This window comes from Pelosinus sp. IPA-1 (assembly GCF_030269905.1).
In the GTDB taxonomy this organism is placed as follows: Bacteria; Bacillota; Negativicutes; order DSM-13327; family DSM-13327; genus Pelosinus.
The window spans coordinates 169,447-187,823 of the sequence record NZ_BSVC01000008.1; the positions used below are offsets into that span (position 1 = coordinate 169,447).

Annotated in this window: 15 protein-coding genes; 14 read left to right on the forward strand and 1 reads right to left on the reverse strand. The window is 39.0% G+C overall.

Annotated elements, in window-relative coordinates:
- Window positions 1-15 precede the first annotated feature (15 nt).
- Complete coding sequence (locus QSJ81_RS19690; RefSeq protein ID WP_285719046.1) at window positions 16-567, forward strand: GNAT family N-acetyltransferase; 552 nt, start codon at window positions 16-18, stop codon at window positions 565-567.
- Window positions 568-693: 126 nt separating this feature from the next.
- Here QSJ81_RS19690 and QSJ81_RS19695 read toward each other — a convergent pair whose 3' ends face one another.
- Window positions 694-1,581, reverse strand: a complete 888-nt coding sequence (locus QSJ81_RS19695; RefSeq protein WP_285719047.1) for a helix-turn-helix domain-containing protein — start codon at window positions 1,579-1,581, stop codon at window positions 694-696.
- 173 nt (window positions 1,582-1,754) lie between these two features.
- On the opposite strand from QSJ81_RS19695, the gene QSJ81_RS19700 reads away from it, so the two are divergent.
- The 13 genes from QSJ81_RS19700 to QSJ81_RS19760 all read left to right on the forward strand — a co-directional run bounded on the left by QSJ81_RS19700 (window position 1,755) and on the right by QSJ81_RS19760 (window position 18,330).
- Entirely contained in the window at window positions 1,755-3,749 is a 1,995-nt protein-coding gene (locus QSJ81_RS19700; RefSeq protein ID WP_285719048.1) for a glycoside hydrolase family 31 protein, read from the forward strand.
- Window positions 3,750-3,874: 125 nt separating this feature from the next.
- On the forward strand, window positions 3,875-5,740 hold the full coding sequence (locus tag QSJ81_RS19705) for a sensor histidine kinase (protein WP_285719049.1): 1,866 nt from the start codon (window positions 3,875-3,877) through the stop codon (window positions 5,738-5,740).
- Window positions 5,737-7,275 (forward strand): response regulator transcription factor, encoded by a 1,539-nt coding sequence (locus QSJ81_RS19710; protein WP_285719050.1) that lies wholly within the window; start codon window positions 5,737-5,739, stop codon window positions 7,273-7,275. The genes QSJ81_RS19705 and QSJ81_RS19710 overlap by 4 nt, the downstream gene beginning before the upstream one ends.
- 116 nt (window positions 7,276-7,391) lie before the next feature.
- The gene (locus QSJ81_RS19715; RefSeq protein ID WP_285719051.1) at window positions 7,392-8,657 is read left to right on the forward strand and encodes an ABC transporter substrate-binding protein; all 1,266 of its coding nucleotides are present in this window, start codon (window positions 7,392-7,394) and stop codon (window positions 8,655-8,657) included.
- Window positions 8,658-8,906: 249 nt separating this feature from the next.
- Entirely contained in the window at window positions 8,907-9,635 is a 729-nt protein-coding gene (locus tag QSJ81_RS19720) for a carbohydrate ABC transporter permease (RefSeq protein ID WP_285719052.1), read from the forward strand.
- The gene (locus QSJ81_RS19725) at window positions 9,632-10,477 is read left to right on the forward strand and encodes a carbohydrate ABC transporter permease (protein WP_285719053.1); all 846 of its coding nucleotides are present in this window, start codon (window positions 9,632-9,634) and stop codon (window positions 10,475-10,477) included. Before QSJ81_RS19720 ends, QSJ81_RS19725 begins: the two co-directional genes overlap by 4 nt.
- A 33-nt stretch (window positions 10,478-10,510) precedes the next feature.
- Window positions 10,511-11,623 (forward strand): ABC transporter ATP-binding protein, encoded by a 1,113-nt coding sequence (locus QSJ81_RS19730; protein WP_285719054.1) that lies wholly within the window; start codon window positions 10,511-10,513, stop codon window positions 11,621-11,623.
- A 30-nt stretch (window positions 11,624-11,653) separates the two neighbouring features.
- Window positions 11,654-13,591 (forward strand): glycoside hydrolase family 127 protein, encoded by a 1,938-nt coding sequence (locus tag QSJ81_RS19735; protein ID WP_285719055.1) that lies wholly within the window; start codon window positions 11,654-11,656, stop codon window positions 13,589-13,591.
- A 360-nt stretch (window positions 13,592-13,951) separates the two neighbouring features.
- Window positions 13,952-14,125 (forward strand): hypothetical protein, encoded by a 174-nt coding sequence (locus QSJ81_RS19740; protein ID WP_285719056.1) that lies wholly within the window; start codon window positions 13,952-13,954, stop codon window positions 14,123-14,125.
- 160 nt (window positions 14,126-14,285) lie between these two features.
- A complete protein-coding gene (locus QSJ81_RS19745; RefSeq protein ID WP_285719057.1) occupies window positions 14,286-16,130 on the forward strand; it encodes an APC family permease in 1,845 nt (614 codons plus the stop codon).
- 229 nt (window positions 16,131-16,359) lie between these two features.
- Window positions 16,360-16,812 carry a PTS sugar transporter subunit IIA gene (locus tag QSJ81_RS19750; protein ID WP_285719058.1) on the forward strand — a complete coding sequence of 151 codons (453 nt, stop codon included), beginning with the start codon at window positions 16,360-16,362 and terminating at the stop codon, window positions 16,810-16,812.
- Window positions 16,813-16,905: 93 nt separating this feature from the next.
- Window positions 16,906-17,970, forward strand: coding sequence for a PTS fructose transporter subunit EIIC (locus QSJ81_RS19755; protein ID WP_285719059.1), 1,065 nt, complete (start codon window positions 16,906-16,908; stop codon window positions 17,968-17,970).
- 39 nt (window positions 17,971-18,009) lie between these two features.
- Window positions 18,010-18,330: a PTS fructose transporter subunit IIB gene (locus QSJ81_RS19760; RefSeq protein ID WP_285719060.1), complete on the forward strand. Its 321-nt coding sequence runs from the start codon at window positions 18,010-18,012 to the stop codon at window positions 18,328-18,330.
- Window positions 18,331-18,377 lie beyond the last annotated feature (47 nt).

Genomic DNA, 18,377 nt, shown 5'->3' on the forward strand with positions numbered 1-18,377 from the left:
TCAGGAGGAATTTTCATGCAAAGACTTTATGAGTCAAAAAGGCTTGTTTTGAAAGTATTGGACAAAACTGATGGAGAATTAGTTTTAGACTATTACTCAAGGAATAGAGGCTTTTTAGCAGAGTGGGAGCCAATAAGAAGTGAAGAATTTTATACAAGAGAATATCAAGTAGAACAATTAGCTAAAGATCTAGTTAATATTGAAAATAATAACCTAATTAGATTATGGATTTTTAAAAAGGATGATAATAGCAAAGTAATAGGCACTGTTGCCTTTAACAACATTGTAAGAGGTGCGTTTCTATCTTGCCATCTTGGCTATAAATCGGATAAAGATGAAATTAATAAAGGCTATATGACGGAAGCGATTCAAAAAGGCATTGAGATTATGTTCGACGAATTTGGGTTACATCGAATTGAAGCCAATATTATGCCTAAAAATAAGCACTCTTTAAGAGTGGTAGAAAAGTTAGGATTTTATAACGAGGGGTTGGCATATAAATATTTAAAAATAAATGGCAAATGGGAAGACCATATACATATGGTCTTATTAAATGATAAGGTATAATGAAAATAAGGAACACTTCAATAGGTCCCTCATAAACAATTTTTTAAAATATAAGTTTGGATGATCTTTTTAAGGTCATCCAGACTTATACTTTTATCTCAATTTTCTTTTCCAGATAAGCGATCATCAGATACCTTTAAGCATCACAAATTTTGAAGGGGTGCAACCCTTGATTTGCTTAAAGATTTTAATAAAGTAACTGAAGTTAGTAAAGCCTACATCAAAGGCAATATCCATGACTTTACGATCGGAATTGCATAGCAGCAACACCGCTTGATTGATACGGCAATCATTTAGATAGGCAAAGGGTGTTTGACCTGACATGGATTTGAAAAAACGGCAAAAATGATATTGACTCATATTTATTTCATTGGCCATATCCACAAGACCAATTTTGTTTGGATAATTTGTGTGAATATAATTTAAAACCTTTTTGAAATTTTCTCTTTTATAATTATGTAAGCCTTCGTCTCTCGCGTGATTACTGATGATAAGCTTATTATGGATGATTAGCTGGGAGATAATTGTATAGAGAGAACCTGTTATTGCCATTTCGTAGCCGGGCACCTTATTGAGGTAATTATGAATGATCTGTTTAAGCTGTTTGAGAATGTCAATTTCCCAATCGCTGGTTTTACTATATTTTTGCGGTAAGCCATACTTTTTATTCATTAGTGTATTTATGTAGCGGTTTTGGCAGTCACCGATGGTATTACTGCTTAGCATGTTTAAATTAAACACGATAGCGTAAAATTCGCAATCGGTCGAATAATGCAAATGCCCTGAATGAATTTGGCCGCTATTTACAAAAACAGCTTCTCCGGCATGAACTTCAATAGGTGCCGAATCAACAGAAACGATTACGTTTCCTTTATTTAAATAGAAAAATTCGACTTCATTATGCCAGTGGTATCCGATAAAATGATTGGTATCGCTTTTACTGTGGTATACACAGAGTGGAAATGATTTTTCGCCATGAGTAACCTTTTCTTTTAAATCTATTTTCTCTAGCATGCTCCACCCCATCCATTTGGTGTATCCTATTATTACCAGTATATATATAATTTGTAATAAGAGCAATATGCTGTTATTGGAAAGCAAAGTAATGCAAGAAAGAACAGGATGACAACATTATAATAGGATTAGAAAATCTAAAAGGCATTCGTTTTATTTGGGAGGGATGTACAATGGATCACCTATTTAGAATTACGGGGAATCGGCTGATACGTCAATACGACAGTGAAATTTTGTGGGTGGAACCGTGGGGGGACAATAGCCTACGTGTACGGGCTACACACATGGCCTGCATGCAGTCCGAGGATTGGGCCTTACTGCCGCAAGAAGCAGGGAACGCCAAGATTGTTATAGAGGAGCAAAAAGCATCCATTGAAAATGGAAAAATTCGTGCTGAAATCACAACCGCAGGGAAAATCACGTTCTACAATCAAAAAGGCGAAGTGCTTTTGCAGGAATATGTCCGCAACCGTAACGACATTCGGGGATTCTGCAGTGCATTACATATTGATGCAAGGGAATTCAAGCCTATTCTTGGCGGCGATTACCAGCTAACCATGCGCTTTGAATCAGACCCCAATGAGAAAATCTTTGGAATGGGGCAATATCAGCAGCCGCATCTGGATGTGAAGAATTGTACACTGGAACTTGCCCACCGAAACTCACAAGCCAGTGTTCCCTTTGCTTTGTCCAGCTTAGGGTACGGTTTTCTGTGGAACAACCCGGCTATTGGACAAGTCACCTTCAGTAAAAACATCACTGAATGGGTAGTAAAGTCCACCAAGCAGATGGATTTTTGGATCACTGCCGGAGATATGCCGTCGGAAATTGAAGAAGCATATGCTAAGGTAACCGGTACTGTACCGATGATGCCTGATTATGCGATGGGCTTTTGGCAGTGTAAACTGCGCTATCAAACTCAGGAGGAACTACTAGAGATAGCTCGTGAATACAAGCGTAGGGAGTTACCCATCTCCGTTATCGTAGCCGACTTTTTTCACTGGCCGAAACAGGGGGAGTGGAAATTTGATCTGGACTACTGGCCTGACCCGGATGCCATGATTCGTGAGCTGAAGGAAATGGGCATTGAACTGATGGTTTCGATCTGGCCAACAGTGGATAAAACCAGCGAAAATTATCAGGAAATGCTGCAAAAAGGATATCTTGTTAGAGTGGATCGAGGTATTCGGACAACTATGGACTTTTTAGGAAATACCGTGTTCTACGACGCAACAAATCCAGGCTCCCGGGATTATGTGTGGCAGACTGCCAAAAAGAATTATTATGACAAAGGGGTCCGTATCTTTTGGTTAGATGAAGCGGAACCAGAATATTCTATTTATGACTTTGACCTTTATCGTTATCACACGGGTCCTAATCTTCAGGTTGGCAATAGTTATCCAGTGATGTATGCCAAAACCTTTTTTGATGGTATGGAGGCAAGTGGTCAAAAAAATATCATCAATTTATTGCGTTGTGCCTGGGCAGGCAGTCAACGTTATGGCGCATTGGTTTGGTCAGGTGATATAGACTCTAGCTTCGCATCGTTGCGTAACCAGTTCATAGCTGGTTTGAATATGGGATTGGCAGGTATTCCTTGGTGGACAACGGATATCGGCGGTTTCCATGGAGGAAATCCAGATGATCCAAGTTTTAGGGAATGTATTATTCGCTGGTTTCAGTATGGTACATTTTGTCCTGTTTTACGCTTACATGGTGACCGTGAGCCCCATTCTGAACCGCTGGGTACAAGTGGGGGTGGCATGTGTTTTAGTGGCGCAGCGAATGAGGTTTGGAGTTATGGCGAAGAGGCCTACGAAATATTTAAAAAGTATCTGTTCATGCGGGAACGCATGCGTCCATATATTAGGGCATTGATGAAAGCTGCTCATGAGAAGGGGACTCCTGTCATGCGGCCAATATTTTATGATTTCCCTGGGGATAAGATTTCTTGGGAGATTAATGATCAGTACATGTTTGGTCCGGATGTACTAGTTGCTCCCATATTGTATGCAGGAGAACGCAAGAGGAAGGTATATCTGCCTGATGGTGCGGCATGGAAAGATTTTCATAACGATGCTGTTTATGATGGTGGGCAATGGATAGATTGTGATGCTCCTTTGGAGGTTATTCCGCTATTCCTTAAAAATGAAACTGAAATATACTAAAAAAAGGAAAAACGAGTAATTTATGGAACTCCTCTTATTTGTAATCTTATTTTTGGATTACAAATAAGAGGAGTTTTCAATGCTTACTGATTTAAATGATAAAAATGCCGTTAGGGGAAGTATGTATGCCAATATTGCACTATTTGAGAAGTAAGTTTAATAATAGTAAGCAGGCTAGTCTGCGGACAAAACTGCTACTAATGTTTGTGGTTATTTCTATTTTGCCGATTGTTATCATCCAAACTATTTCTTATCATCTTGCCAATTTTTATATTGAAGAAAAAGTAAATATGCTTACAGGCATTAACCTATTTCATATCAAAACCAATATTGAATCAGATTTAGACTATTATAAGGAGACGGCATATCGAATTGCCGTTGATGACAATATTGTTCATTTAGAAGAGAGCTTCAATCAGGGGACGGATGTGGAAAGGGCCCTGTCCAGAGGGAGGATATGGAAGGGCTATGCTTCTTATTGTTACACGAAGGAGGAAATCAGAGGGATAACATTTGTTAACAAAGATTTGCAGAGTGTATATTATGACAAAAAGAACTTTAGTACTTATAACCCATTTTGGGACAACCACGATGATGCTACAAAAGCTGGTATTTATTCAAAGATTATTAATAGTAATGGGATAGTACTATTGCCTACAATGATGAATGTAGATAGTGCGGAGCGATCAGACGAACGATTTTATATGGGGCTGCGAGTTAGGAATATTAGGACCAAGGAAGATATAGGAATTATTATTATGAGTATTACAGAAAAGCGGCTGGATACTATCTGTAATATTGAACAGACCGAGAATCTCACAAAGAACCATGTCAATGTGTATTCTTTTATTATCGATGATAACGGGAGAATCATATCTTTTCGCGATAATAAGTATATTGGTGCTCATATTAAAGAATACGCAAATAATGGTGACACTAGCGAACTTTATTCTCTAAATGATATTATCAATCAAATTCCTGAATTCTTTCAAAAGCGCATAATTATTAATGATACTTTTATTACAGGTACAAACTGGCGAGTTATTAGTGTCGTTGATAAAGACAGTATGTTTTACGAGGTTGATATACTCAAAAATTTGACCTTGGGAATATCCCTTCTCATTATTCTGATTTCAATCGTTCTTATTCTGATTTTCACCAATCGATTCTATGACTCGGTAAACCGTATCGTCACCGGAATAAAGAAGGCGAAAAAAGGAGATCTGCAGGCTCGCGTTGTATTAAACACGGATGATGAATTGTCATTTATTGGTAATGAGTTTAATGAAATGGTAGTCAAAATCAATGCTTTAGTAGAAGATATCAGACGACAGGGGGAGCATATCTATGAGATCTCTGACCAGTGTAGGAAGGCGGAGATAGAGGCGCTAGTATCCCAGGTCAATCCGCATTTCCTCTATAATACGCTGGATTGCATCAATTGGATGGCTCTTCGCAAAGATGAATACGGTATTAGCACTATGATCAGCAATTTGGCGCAAATACTGCGTTATAGTATTGGCAAAGTAAATGAACAGGTTCCACTTTATTATGAAATCGAATGGTTAAAGAAATATACGTATTTGCAGCAAGTTAGGTTCAACCATAGTTTTGTGTTGAAATTGGACATTGATGAAATGCTATTGGATTGTAAAATTTATAAACTTTTATTACAGCCGTTGGTGGAAAATGCTATAATTCACGGGTTTAAAGACTATGACAGTGGGCGGGAGTTGGTGATTCGTATTCATAGGTATCAGGATCATCATTTGAAAATCGCGGTTGCAGATAACGGTTGTGGTATACCCCAGGAGCAGGTAAGTCGACTTCTCGGACAAGATAAGCCAGACAAGATCGGTATCAATAATGTGTGGCAAAGGATCCAGATTTATTACGGCAAATCCGCCACGATGAATATAACTAGTAATGAAGGAGAAGGTACAACCATAAGTTTAATAATACCGTTATTACGCTGGGAGAATAAACAATGAAGATATTGATTGTTGAAGATGAGATCAATGCTCGAGAAGGGCTGGTCGAGTTGATAACCAAGATAAACCATGAGTATCAGGTTTGTGGAAAAGCCGCTGATGGGGAAGAAGGAGCCAGGTTGGCAAAAGCGTTACAACCTGACCTCATATTTGTCGATATTGAGATGCCCAAATTAAGCGGATTAGATATGATTGAAAATGTTATGCAGAGTGGAGTCAACCCGTGTTTTGTTATTTTGAGTGGTTACGCTGATTTCAAATTTGCCCAGCGCAGTATAAAGCTGGGAGTAACCGAATACTTGTTAAAACCTATTACCTATGACGATTTAACCTCTGTACTGAGGGAAATGGAGAAGAAGATCAGGGTCAAGAAGCAAAGGGACAGTAATGCGGGGAAGTCTTTAGCGCAGGATGAAATACTAAAAACCATTCTGTTGCAGACCAAAAGCGAAGCAGAAACTGCGTTTAGCATTCTAACCAACAACATTTCAGAGCAAGAGAATATATTTTTGATTAATTTGTATTTGGGACAAAAAGGTTTAGAAGATCTAGACCAGATTATTGAGGTGGTAACTCAATTTAAAAACCAGTATAGCTTTACTGCCTGCTGTTATTCCTTATTGGAACAATACCGATTTTTTACTGTTTTCGTTAATACTAGCAGTTTTCTTGCAGAAATACTGAAACGCACTAAGTACAGCTTATTATTTTCTCTGAGGCAGAAGGGGTTTAACGATGTAGTAGCCAGTTTGTTGTACATGAATGACTCACTGGAACTGGATGGCGCATTAGCTAAGTTACAACGGTTATCTCGTTGGTCGATTGCGCTGGGGAATCACGAAGTGATTCATGAAGGGATAATAGAAAAAGTCAAAAGCAATCATTGCAGCTATCCCCAGTTAATTGAAAATGAAGCGTTGGTAGCTGTGAAAAACAATAATTTTATCCGCTTATTTCAAGTTAATGCAGATTTCATCGCTTATCTTAGCGTGCAGGCTCACGATCCGGACCAAGTAATCGAGATGTGCAGCAGTTATGTATTTTCAATCCTGTTCTTTTTGCGGGGCTGTAACATTGATTTATATTACAGAATTAAAAATAATGGTATCTTGGATGTGATACAAAATAGCTATACCATGGCTGAACTTAAAAATTGCCTAGACAACCTAGCCAAGCAAATTCAGGAGCACAGTATGAATGATACTGCTGCTTATTCCCTATTGGTCAGGAAGACCATTAATTATATTAAGGAACACTACTCTGGCAGAATTTCTCTGGAAGAGATTGCACAAGGGATGAGTGTTACGCCAGAATATGTCAGTCATTTATTTACGAAAGAAATGGGAAAAAACTTTTCCCATTATGTGAAAGAATTTAGAATTAACATTGCCAAGAAATTAATTATGGACAGTGGGCTAAAATTGTACGAGGTGAGCGAAATGGTAGGCTATAAAGATCCCAAATATTTTTATAAGATGTTTAGAGATGTTACCGGCTTATCACCAAAAGACTTTTTTATGATGCATAAAAAATAATTTTATAGCAGCATTATCTACTTTTCTTAAGATTGTGGACTTTAAGTCAGTATTTTCAGAATATATAATTAAATCATGAAATACTGGTAAATCGGACAGTAAGAGGAGTGAAGGGAATGGGTAAATATTGGAAAGTAATAACTTGCATAGCTTTAGTAGTGTTTACAACGATGCTGGTTATCGGTTGTGGCAGTAATACCGCTAAAAATGCATCCACGGAAGGTAAAAAATCAGAGAAAGTAAACCTTACCTTATGGCACTATTATGACGGGGCGCTGCAACAGAAGACAATGGAAGAGTTGGCGCAAAAATTTAATGCTTCTCAGGATAAAATTACAGTTAAAATGGAATACGCTCCAAGAGCTGAACTCTTAAAGCAGCTTACCATTGGTTTGGTTGCTGACAAACTACCTGATATTGTTATACTGGATAATCCTGATACACCTTCCTTCGCTGCTATGGGGATATTGGCAGATGTGACAGATAAGGTAAATGCTCCCGAGATAAAAAAGGATGCTTATTACCCAGGACCTTTGAAATCCAATCTCTATAATAATAAGTACTATGGAGTCCCTTTGGGAAGCAATGACATAGCACTGTATTATAATGAAGACATGTTTAAGGCTGCAGGGATTACTGCTCCGCCGCAAACTTGGGATGAACTGCAGGTAGCAGCTAAAAAGTTAAGCAAGGACGGCGTTTATGGCTTTGCCATGTGTGATCTGAAGAACGAAGAAGGTACATTTCAATTCTTACCATGGCTGATATCTTCGGGGGGGAATTATGACAAACTGGATAGTGCAGAGAGTATAAAGGCATTTCAATTTCTTACGACATTAGTCAATGATGGTTCATTGAGTAAAGAATCAATAAACTGGACGCAGGCTGATGTAGAAAAACAATTTGCAACTGGAAAAGCTGCCATGATGATTAATGGACCGTGGAATGTTGCGCCAGTAAAAGCCGATGCACCAAATCTGAAATTTTCTGTTGTAAAAATACCTAAAGATAAAGTATGGGCATCGTGTTTAGGTGGTGAGAACTTTAGTATTATTAAAGGGCATCATGAGGCTGAAGCTTGGGAATTTGTGAAATTTGCCCTGAGTGAAGGTAATTTGAGTGCTATGTTGGATCTTATGGGTTATATACCATCCAGAAAAGATTTGGCTGAAAGTAATCAGAAACTTAAAAATGATCCTATTATGAGTGTGTTTGTCGATGAAATGCAGTACGCTATGCCGCGCGGTCCACATGCTAAATGGCCTGAATATTCAGAGGCAATTTATACCGCGCTGCAAGAGAGTCTTACAAGTCAAAAAACACCTGAACAAGCAGCCCGTGATGCGCAAGTTAAGGCTGAGAAGATCTTAAAGGGCAATTAAATTGATGAGTAACAAAGCGCCGATATGGGCGCTTTGTTACTAAAAACCGAAAGGCGGTGAGCATGAATTGTGAAAATAAAATATAGCAGTGAATACTTTCGATCAGAAAGAAAAGGTTTTGCATTTGTCCTGCCAGCACTCCTATTTATGCTGGCGTTTGTAGGCTACCCCATTATTTATAATTTCATTTTGAGTGTATATCATGTTGATATCATGACATTGGGACAGCAGAACAAGGAGTTTGTCGGTTTGCAAAATTATATTGATGTTTTTAATAATCCTACTATGATGACTAGCATCTGGAATACCCTGCTGTTTACCATAGGAAGTATTTCTATTCAGTTTGTTATCGGCTTTGCGTTGGCGCTGTTTTTCAATTTAGATTTCACGCTAGCCAAACCTATGCGCGGCTTGCTAGTGGTCGCATGGATGATCCCTATGACGGTGATTGCCTTGCTTTCCAAATTCATGTTAAGCCCAAGTGGGGGTATCATCAATGAATTGCTTCTCAATCTTCATCTGATTGACCAACCGATCGGCTGGCTAATTAATAACTCTACAGCTCTTTGGGGTGTGATATTAGCTAACTCTTGGGTAGGAATACCCTTCAACATGATTCTTTTAACTACAGGATTAAGTAATATTTCCAAAAGCTTGTACGAAGCCGCTGAGGTAGATGGTGCTAGTTCGTTGCAAAAATTTGTTTACATTACTCTGCCCCAATTGCGACCAGCTATATTATCAGTAGTAATCCTTGGTTTCATTTATACATTTAAAGTATTTGACTTGGTTTTTGTTGCTACAGGTGGCGGGCCGGTCAATGCCACAGAACTTATGTCGACATTTGCTTATAAGCTGTCCTTTGCCCAATTCTTATTTAGTAAGGGCGCGACAGTAGCCAATGTTTTATTTATCATTTTGTTTATTGTAAGTCTTGGTTACCTCAAATTGATTCGCAAGGATGAGGTGATACATTGAAAAAAATTGTCTTGAAAGAAAAAGAGAAGAATCACATTTTATGTCTTATCGCTATTGTTGTTGGTGTTATATTTCTTTTCCCTTTGTATTGGATTGTAATTAGTTCACTGAAAACAGATGTAGAAATTTTCGCATTGACTCCGACCTTTATTCCTCACAATATTACTTTTAGTGCCTATACGGAACAACTTATCGGACCGAACAATATCCTAAACTCATTTAGCAATAGTTTATTGATCGCGACCATTTCCATGGTGCTGTCCATCCTGTTGGCTGTACCTGCCGCTTACGGTTTGGCGCGGTTTCCTATGAGAACGACGAAAATATTCATCATGTTGTTCTTAGTTACTCAGATGTTACCAGTAACTTTAATCCTGACGCCAATGTTTTTGATTTATAAAAACTTGGGGATTCTCGATACCTATTTGGCTCCGGCGTTATCAGACGCTACCATATCCATACCTTTTGTGATACTCATCTTACGTACTTATTTTCTCAGTTTGCCTAAGGAACTAGAGGATTCAGCCAAGATTGACGGATGCAATACATTTATGGCTTTTATAAAAATCATGTTACCCATATCCTATCCGGGATTAATCATGGCAGCAGCGTTTTCTTTCTTGTTTGCCTGGGGCGATTTAGCTTATGCTCTTACTTTTATCAGTACGCCAGAAGCAAGACCCATGACAGCAGGGATATACAACTTTATGGGCAAGTATGGTACCCAATGGAACAAAATCATGGCATATGGCACTTTGTTGGCCTTACCTGTTGTAGCAATCTTTGTTGTATTGCAAAAGTATATCGTGGCAGGTCTAACTAACGGTGCAGTTAAAGAATAGATACAACGCAATATAAAGGAGGTAAAGACGAAAATGGCAAGTGTAGTGCTAAAGAATATTAATAAAGTATATTCTGGCGGGAATGCAGTGGTAAAAGATTGTAGTATAGAGATTCCTGATCAAGAATTTCTTGTTTTGGTTGGTCCTTCCGGCTGCGGAAAATCGACAACACTTAGGATGATAGCTGGCTTAGAAGAAATTTCCTCAGGCGAAATATATATCGATGATCGGCTTGTAAATGACGTGCAACCTAAAGATCGTGATATTGCCATGGTGTTTCAGAACTATGCTTTGTATCCTCACATGACGGTATATGAAAATTTGGCTTTTGCTTTAAAAATAAGGAAGATGCCAAAAGATGAAATTGACGGTCGGGTACGGGAGGCTGCCGCTATTTTAGGTATTGAAAGTATGCTAGACCGTAAACCTAAGGCTTTATCAGGTGGTCAACGCCAGCGCGTGGCACTAGGAAGAGCGATTGTTCGCCAACCCAAAGTCTTTCTTATGGATGAACCCCTTTCCAATTTGGATGCAAAACTAAGGGTGCATATGCGGACAGAATTAATTAAACTGCATAAAAAAATGCAGACAACGTTTATTTATGTCACTCATGACCAAACCGAAGCCTTGACAATGGGGAGCCGGATTGTTGTGATGAAAGACGGTGTTGTACTTCAAGTTGGATCGCCGCAGAGTATTTATGATCAGCCGGTCAATATGTTTGTTGCCAGCTTTATTGGCAGTCCGCAAATGAATTTTATCAATGGACGGTTTGTACTGGAAAATGATCAATTGTATGTTTATATTGGCAGTTACAAATTATCGATTCCTCACGGTATGAAAAAGAAAATCGACCCAGCTTATTTCAATAAAGAAGTGGTTATGGGCATACGTCCTGAGAATATCTATGATGAACTTGTTTTTTTGGAAAACTTTCCGGAGCATTGCGTAGAAACTAAAATTGATGTTGTAGAGCGAATGGGCTCGGAGTGCTATTGCTATATGCTGTTTAATGATCAACCAATTATCGGAAAATTCAATACCCAGATGACTGGCAATATCGGAGATAGTATGAAGATAGGGTTTAATATGAATAAGGTACACTTTTTTGACCAAGAGACACAAAAAAGGATTATTGTGGAGTAGGGTCTTGTTACCCAGTTAGGAGTGAGTATTATGACTGAAGAAAGACATAATCCAATTTCTTTGCAAAATATTAGATTAAATGATCGATTTTGGAGCAGAAGGGCTGAACGTATTGCCAAAGAAGTCATTCCGTATCAGTGGGATGCTTTAAATGACAACGTTCCAGGCGCTGAACCCAGTCATGCAATTGAGAATTTCCGAATTGCAGCAGGAGAAGTAACTGGTGAATTTCATGGCATGGTTTTTCAGGATAGCGATGTTGCAAAATGGATTGAAGCTGCCAGCTACAGCTTGCATACACATCCAAATCCCAAGTTGGAAGCGAAAATCGATTCAGTAATTGAACTAATGGAAAGGGCGCAGCGTCAAGATGGGTATCTTAATACTTATTTTACGGTAGCGAAACCGGAAAAACGGTGGACCGATTTTTCTTTTGGTCATGAACTTTATTGTGCAGGTCATTTAATGGAAGCAGCTGTTGCGTACTATAACAGCACAGGGAAAAAGAAGTTTCTAACTATCATGTCCCGTTATGCGGATTATATCGATTCGGTGATAGGGGCACACGATGAGAAAATGAAGGTATATTGCGGGCATGAAGAGATTGAGCTGGCGTTGATGAGGTTGTTTCAGGCAACGGGAGAGGAACGTTATCTGCGGCTTAGTCAATATTTTATCGATGAGCGCGGTAAGCAGCCATGTTTTTTGAAAGATGAGCCAACTTTTGGTCATCTATCTAAGACAAAATGGTTCGATCTAGACTATCATCAGGTCCATGCACCGGTACGCGCTCAAACAACCGCGGAAGGACACTCCGTTAGGGCAATGTATCTGTATTCCGCTATGGCAGATCTGGCTAAAGAAACAAAAGATGAGTCGTTGTCAGCTGCTTTAGAAAAGCTCTGGGATAACACTACTAAGCGCCGAATGTATATAACGGGCGGCTTGGGTTCCCAGGGGCATGGGGAACGATTTACCATTGATTTCGATTTGCCGAATGACAGGGTATATGCAGAGACCTGTGCTGCAATAGGCTTGATATTTTGGGCACAGCGGATGTTGTTACTGAGTCCTGATCATCGTTATGCCGATGTGATGGAACGGGCACTTTACAACGGAGCATTGAGTGGTATATCGATGGATGGGAAAAAATATTTTTATGTTAATCCTCTTGAAGTGATCCCGGAAGTAGCAGAAAATCGCCATGACCATGAGCACATTCAGGTCCAAAGGCAAGAATGGTTTGGCTGTGCTTGTTGTCCACCTAATATTGCTCGGTTAATTGCCTCCTTGGGGCAATATGTATATTCGCAAAGATCTTCAACTATTTATACTCATTTATATATCGGCAGTGAAGGGGCATTCGAGATTAATGGGCAACCTGTTGTACTACAGCAGCAGACCAATTATCCATGGAGTGGTGAAGTTACTATTTCATTAAAGATAGAAGAAAGCCAGAACATTACGATTGCTTTGCGGATTCCAGGATGGTGCAAAAAGCAGCGGATTATTGTTAATGGTCAAATAGTTGATAATGTAGTGATTGATAAAGGATATGCTATGATTACTAGGAAGTGGATGAATGGTGACCAAATTAATTTGAATTTTGATATGCCCATCGAATTGACATATGCTCATCCAAAAGTTAGAGAAATCGCTGGTAAAGTGGCAATAGAGCGCGGTCCACTTGTTTATTGCCTAGAAGAGACTGATAATGGCAGCGATTTGTGGAGTATTATGCTACCGTCTGAGTCTAAGCTAGAGTCAGAATTTCAGGAAGGTTTATTTGGAGGAGTAGTTATAATTAAAGGGGATGCTAGACGGTCTGACAATGAAGGATGGGGAGATAAACTGTATAGTTCAGAAAAATGCCAAACCAGGACAGTAAATATTCAGGCGGTTCCTTACTATTTATGGGGAAATCGGCAACCGAGCGGCGAGATGACGGTTTGGATTAGAAATATATAGTATTAGATAGAACGACAAGTATTCTGGCAGTAATATCCAAAAATGCCTCCTCCAACTGCCTCCTGTATAGAGAGTATGCTATATGGGAGGCGGTATTTAATTAAAAAATATGATATATCGTAGCACGGCGAAGTAGATCTGCGGCTGTAGTAAGATTGGGATTTCTGAGGCGAGAATACTACTCCTTACGGTTTGATCACCAAATTATTAAGTATATTAGACAAGCAGGGAGAGTGCGGGTTATAGTATTATGTAAATTTGTTATGACAATATGATTGTAAAATGATATAATAGAATCATATTCCTATGTTGATTGCAACTTTTCTATGAGTAATTCGTTTCGACAAGGAGGTACATACTATGAATATATCTTGGGGGATTTACGTTCGTTTCGGTAGAACTTGTTTAACAAAAACTTGTGGAAGTCTCCGTCAAGCTAGGCAAAGATATGACCGCCTAACTATGCGCAGAAAGCGGCCCAATACCTGGTTTGCCCTAGTACCAATTCACGGTGAATATGTAAGGGAGAGCTAAGGTGAATTAGTTTAAGTTATTCTTGATAAATAAAAGGAAAAGAAAGTATTGAATTACCAGTACTTTCTTTTCCTTTTTTCTATACGTAATTGAATGGTAAATAGATAATAAGATTTTTGCGCATAATAAAAAGATCAAATTTTTAGAAAGAGGTCTTATTATGATAAAAAAAATTCGGCGAATGCTTTTTGGGCGGCCTTTACATAACAAAGAGTTAACTCACCAAAAACTGCCAAGATGGAAAGCACTTTCTATATTCTCCTCAGATGCGTTGTCTTCTGTAGGGTATGGGCCTGAACAGATTGCGTTAACCTTCGCACTTTCTGGTTTGCTAGTTTATGGCTATTTTTCTTATGTTCTAATTGCAGTACTAATACTCCTTACGGTGGTCACCATTTCATACGCTCAGGTTGCAAGAGCAAATCCGGGAGGTGGAGGGTCTTATTCCGTTGCACTTCACAATTTGGGCGAATACCCGGCTTTGATTGCAGCGGCGTCTTTATTTGCAGATTATGTTCTGACAGTAGCTGTAAGTGTCTCTTCTGGAACTGCAGCCTTAATCTCCGCTTTTCCAAGTCTTATTGAATACGAGATATTGATAAATCTTCTAGTACTATTTGGCATATTGATGCTTATCAATCTGCGAGGTGTCCAGGAGTCAGCTAATGTATTTGTTATTCCTACCTATCTATTTATTGTTGGAATTTTGGCGTTAATTATTTTCGGGCTATATCAAGCATTTACTAGTTCAGCGACCTTATTACCTGCGGCGTCAGCGGTGCGGGCACCACTGGATTGGACTGTTTTGTTCCTGGTTTTACGTGCCTTTGCTAATGGTTGCAGTTCTATGACCGGGATTGAAGCGATATCGAATGGAGTACCGACATTTAGAGAACCGGAGGTACACAACGCCATAACTACTACGTACTGGATGTCAGGTATTCTCGGGGTGATGACTGCTGGTATATCTTTTTTAATTTTGCATCAGCACCTACTACCTATAGAAAATGTAACTATGCTATCTCAGTTAACGGAAAATATTTTTGCTCGGAATTGGTTTTATTACTATATACAAATAAGTACAATGCTTATACTCTATCTTGCGGCTAATACATCGTATAATGGATTGCCCCCTCTTCTTTCTTTGATGGCAGGGGATGGGTACATGCCACGATATCTTGGTAATCGGGGAGAACGTCTTAGTTTTTCCAATGGTATCATCCTACTAAGTGGGATGGCTGGAGTACTAATATACGTTTTTCGTGGAAATGTGGAGCATCTTATCTCCCTATATGCCGTAGGCGTGTTTCTTTCTTTTACCATTGCGCAAATGGGGTTAGTCGTTCATTGGTACCGAAAAAGAGGTCATCAATGGGCAACGCGCGTAGCGATTAATGCTTTCGGGGCAAGTATAACGGGACTGGTTGTTCTTATTATTGCTATTAGTAAATTTTCTGATGGGGCGTGGATTGTATTAATTTTTATACCGACTATGATTTATATTTTTAAACTTATACGCATTCATTATAATGACGTAAGTGAACAACTTCGCCTTCCCAAGGAAGAGCTTACCGCGAATTTTGGTGAGCCTAGACTTGGAAAAAATATTGTAGTCATTCCTGTCGCCACCCCTACGCGTATTGTTGTGGAAACCTTGCATTATGCGCAGATGATTAGTAAAGACGTTATTGCAGTACATGTAGCACTTAATGAGGAGTCTGGACAAAAGGTGGAGGAGCAGTGGAAGCAATGGCAGCCCGATATCCCTTTAACAATGATCTATTCCCCCTATAGGCTGACGACTACTCCGCTGATTCGCTTTATTGAAAGCCTACGTAAAGAGACCAATAGGGAAGACATTATCTCAGTGCTCATTTCTGAATTTCAAACCAAAAAGTGGTGGCATCGCATTCTCCATAATCAGACGGGATTCATCCTACGAACGCGTTTGATTCTACAAGAAAAGGTTGTAGTATCGACGATACCATATCATTTAACCAAATAGCTAGTAAAGGTCTATAAACTTAAAATTAAAAAAATCTGTGTGATTTAATTTTGTGAGAAGAAGAGTTAGTCAGAAAGTCTGAACCATTTAAGGGGTTCAGACTTTTTTTTGAATGGAGAGGTTGCCACATTAATGTGGTAACAAAAATGGCGCACGGTAATTCGAGACTATGGTACTATTTAGTCAGAAAAGAGCTAACTATGTAAATTGGAAATTAGGAGGTGAAAGCATGGATAACATCATAAATGTGAATGTTATTGATCTACATTTGAAACGTTCTAACAAAGATGCAGTAATGGAGTACATGGCGGATTTAATAAACCAGGATGGGCGTTTGACTGATAAAGAGGAATATATTAAATCTGTTAAAGAGAGAGAGGCGACTTTTACCACAGGAATAGGATTTGGTGTAGCTATTCCTCATGGTAAGAGTGATGCTGTAAAAGTCCCTACTGTGGCATTCGGGAAATGTAGAGGAGGGATGGACTGGCAGGCGGTAGATGATAAGCCAGTGTATATGGTATTTTTAATTGCTGTTCCTAAACAGGCAGACTCTAATCAGCATTTGAAAATATTAGCAGCCTTGTCTAGAAAATTGATGCATGATGAATTTAGAAAAGAAATATTGGAGACGGAAGATAAGGGAAAAGTATGCAGTATATTAGAAACTATCCTATCTTAGGCCAGTGGCTTACACTGTAAATAGTAATTCACTTATTTACCAATCAATAGAAAAGCAAAACAGGATCTACAAAAATTAAGGAGGCGGCAAATAATGACACAAGCATTGCTTCGTGCAAAACAACATCTTTTAACGGGCACCAGTCATATGATCCCTTTCATCGTTGCGGGTGGTGTTCTTCTCTCTTTGGCTGTTATGCTATCTGGTAAGGGTGCGGTGCCGGATTCTGGTATACTAAAAGACATATCAAATATGGGGATTGCTGGACTTACTTTATTTATTCCTGTCTTAGGCGGATATATTGCCTATTCCATTGCAGATCGCCCAGGATTAGCTCCAGGTATGATTGGTGCTTTTATCGCCAATCAATATAAAGCAGGTTTCTTAGGGGCAATTATTGTAGGATTTATAGCAGGTTATACTGTAAAAGCATTAAAACAAATAAAATTACCTAAAAATTTAAGCTCCGTATCTACTATCTTTATTTTTCCAATCGTTGGTACCTTTGTTACTGGCGGTCTTGTAATGTGGGTAATTGGACAACCAATTGCTAACGCAATGGCAGGTTTAAATAGTTGGCTGACTTCCATGCAAGGTGCCTCGCAGATGACTCTCGGTGCGATTTTAGGCGGTATGACAGCCTTCGATATGGGAGGTCCTATCAATAAGGTAGCTACTCTTTTCGCGCAAACTCTTGTTTTCGATCACCCTTACTTAATGGGGGGAGTTGGCGTTGCAATTTGTACTCCTCCTTTAGGAATGGCGTTAGCCACTTTAATATCTCGCAAATTATATACGCCAGAAGAAAGAGAATCAGGAAAAGCTGCCTTAATAATGGGACTTATCGGCATTTCTGAAGGGGCAATCCCTTTTGCTGCAGCTGATCCAATCCGAGTCATTCCAGCTATTGTTGCAGGAGGGATTGTCGGAAATGTTGTTGCTTTCTCCATGGGTGTTTTAAATCATGCTCCATGGGGTGGATGGATTGTTCTTCCTGTTGTAGAAGGGAAAATGGGATATATGCTTGCGACTGTATTGGGAGCATTAACAACTGCATTAACTGTTAATTTTTTAAAAAGTAGAAATAAAGATGAGGTTTCTGAAAAGGAACAAGCAGTAAAAGAAAACGAGGATATAAATGTAGATATTGAATTCTAATAGGCTATGATGCAAAAAATATTAGGAGAGAAAAAGATTATGAAATTTGTAGCAGTTACATCTTGCCCTTCAGGAGTAGCTCATACTTATATGGCGGCAGAAGCTTTTGAAAAGGAAGCTGAAGCAAGAGGTATTAAAATTAAAGTAGAAACGCAAGGTTCGATCGGTGTGGAAAACCAGATCCAAGCGGAAGATTTAGTTGGTGTGGACTTTGTTATATTAACGAAGGACGTAGCAATTAAAGGGCGTGAAAGATTTAGTGGAATCCCAACTGCGAATGTTAATATTGGGGATGCCATTAGAAATACAAGCACATTATTTGATAAGATTACGGAAGCGTTAGCCAAAAAGAAACAATAACTTGCTTCTACTACGTAAGTGTAATAAACTTTCATAGTAGAAGGTAA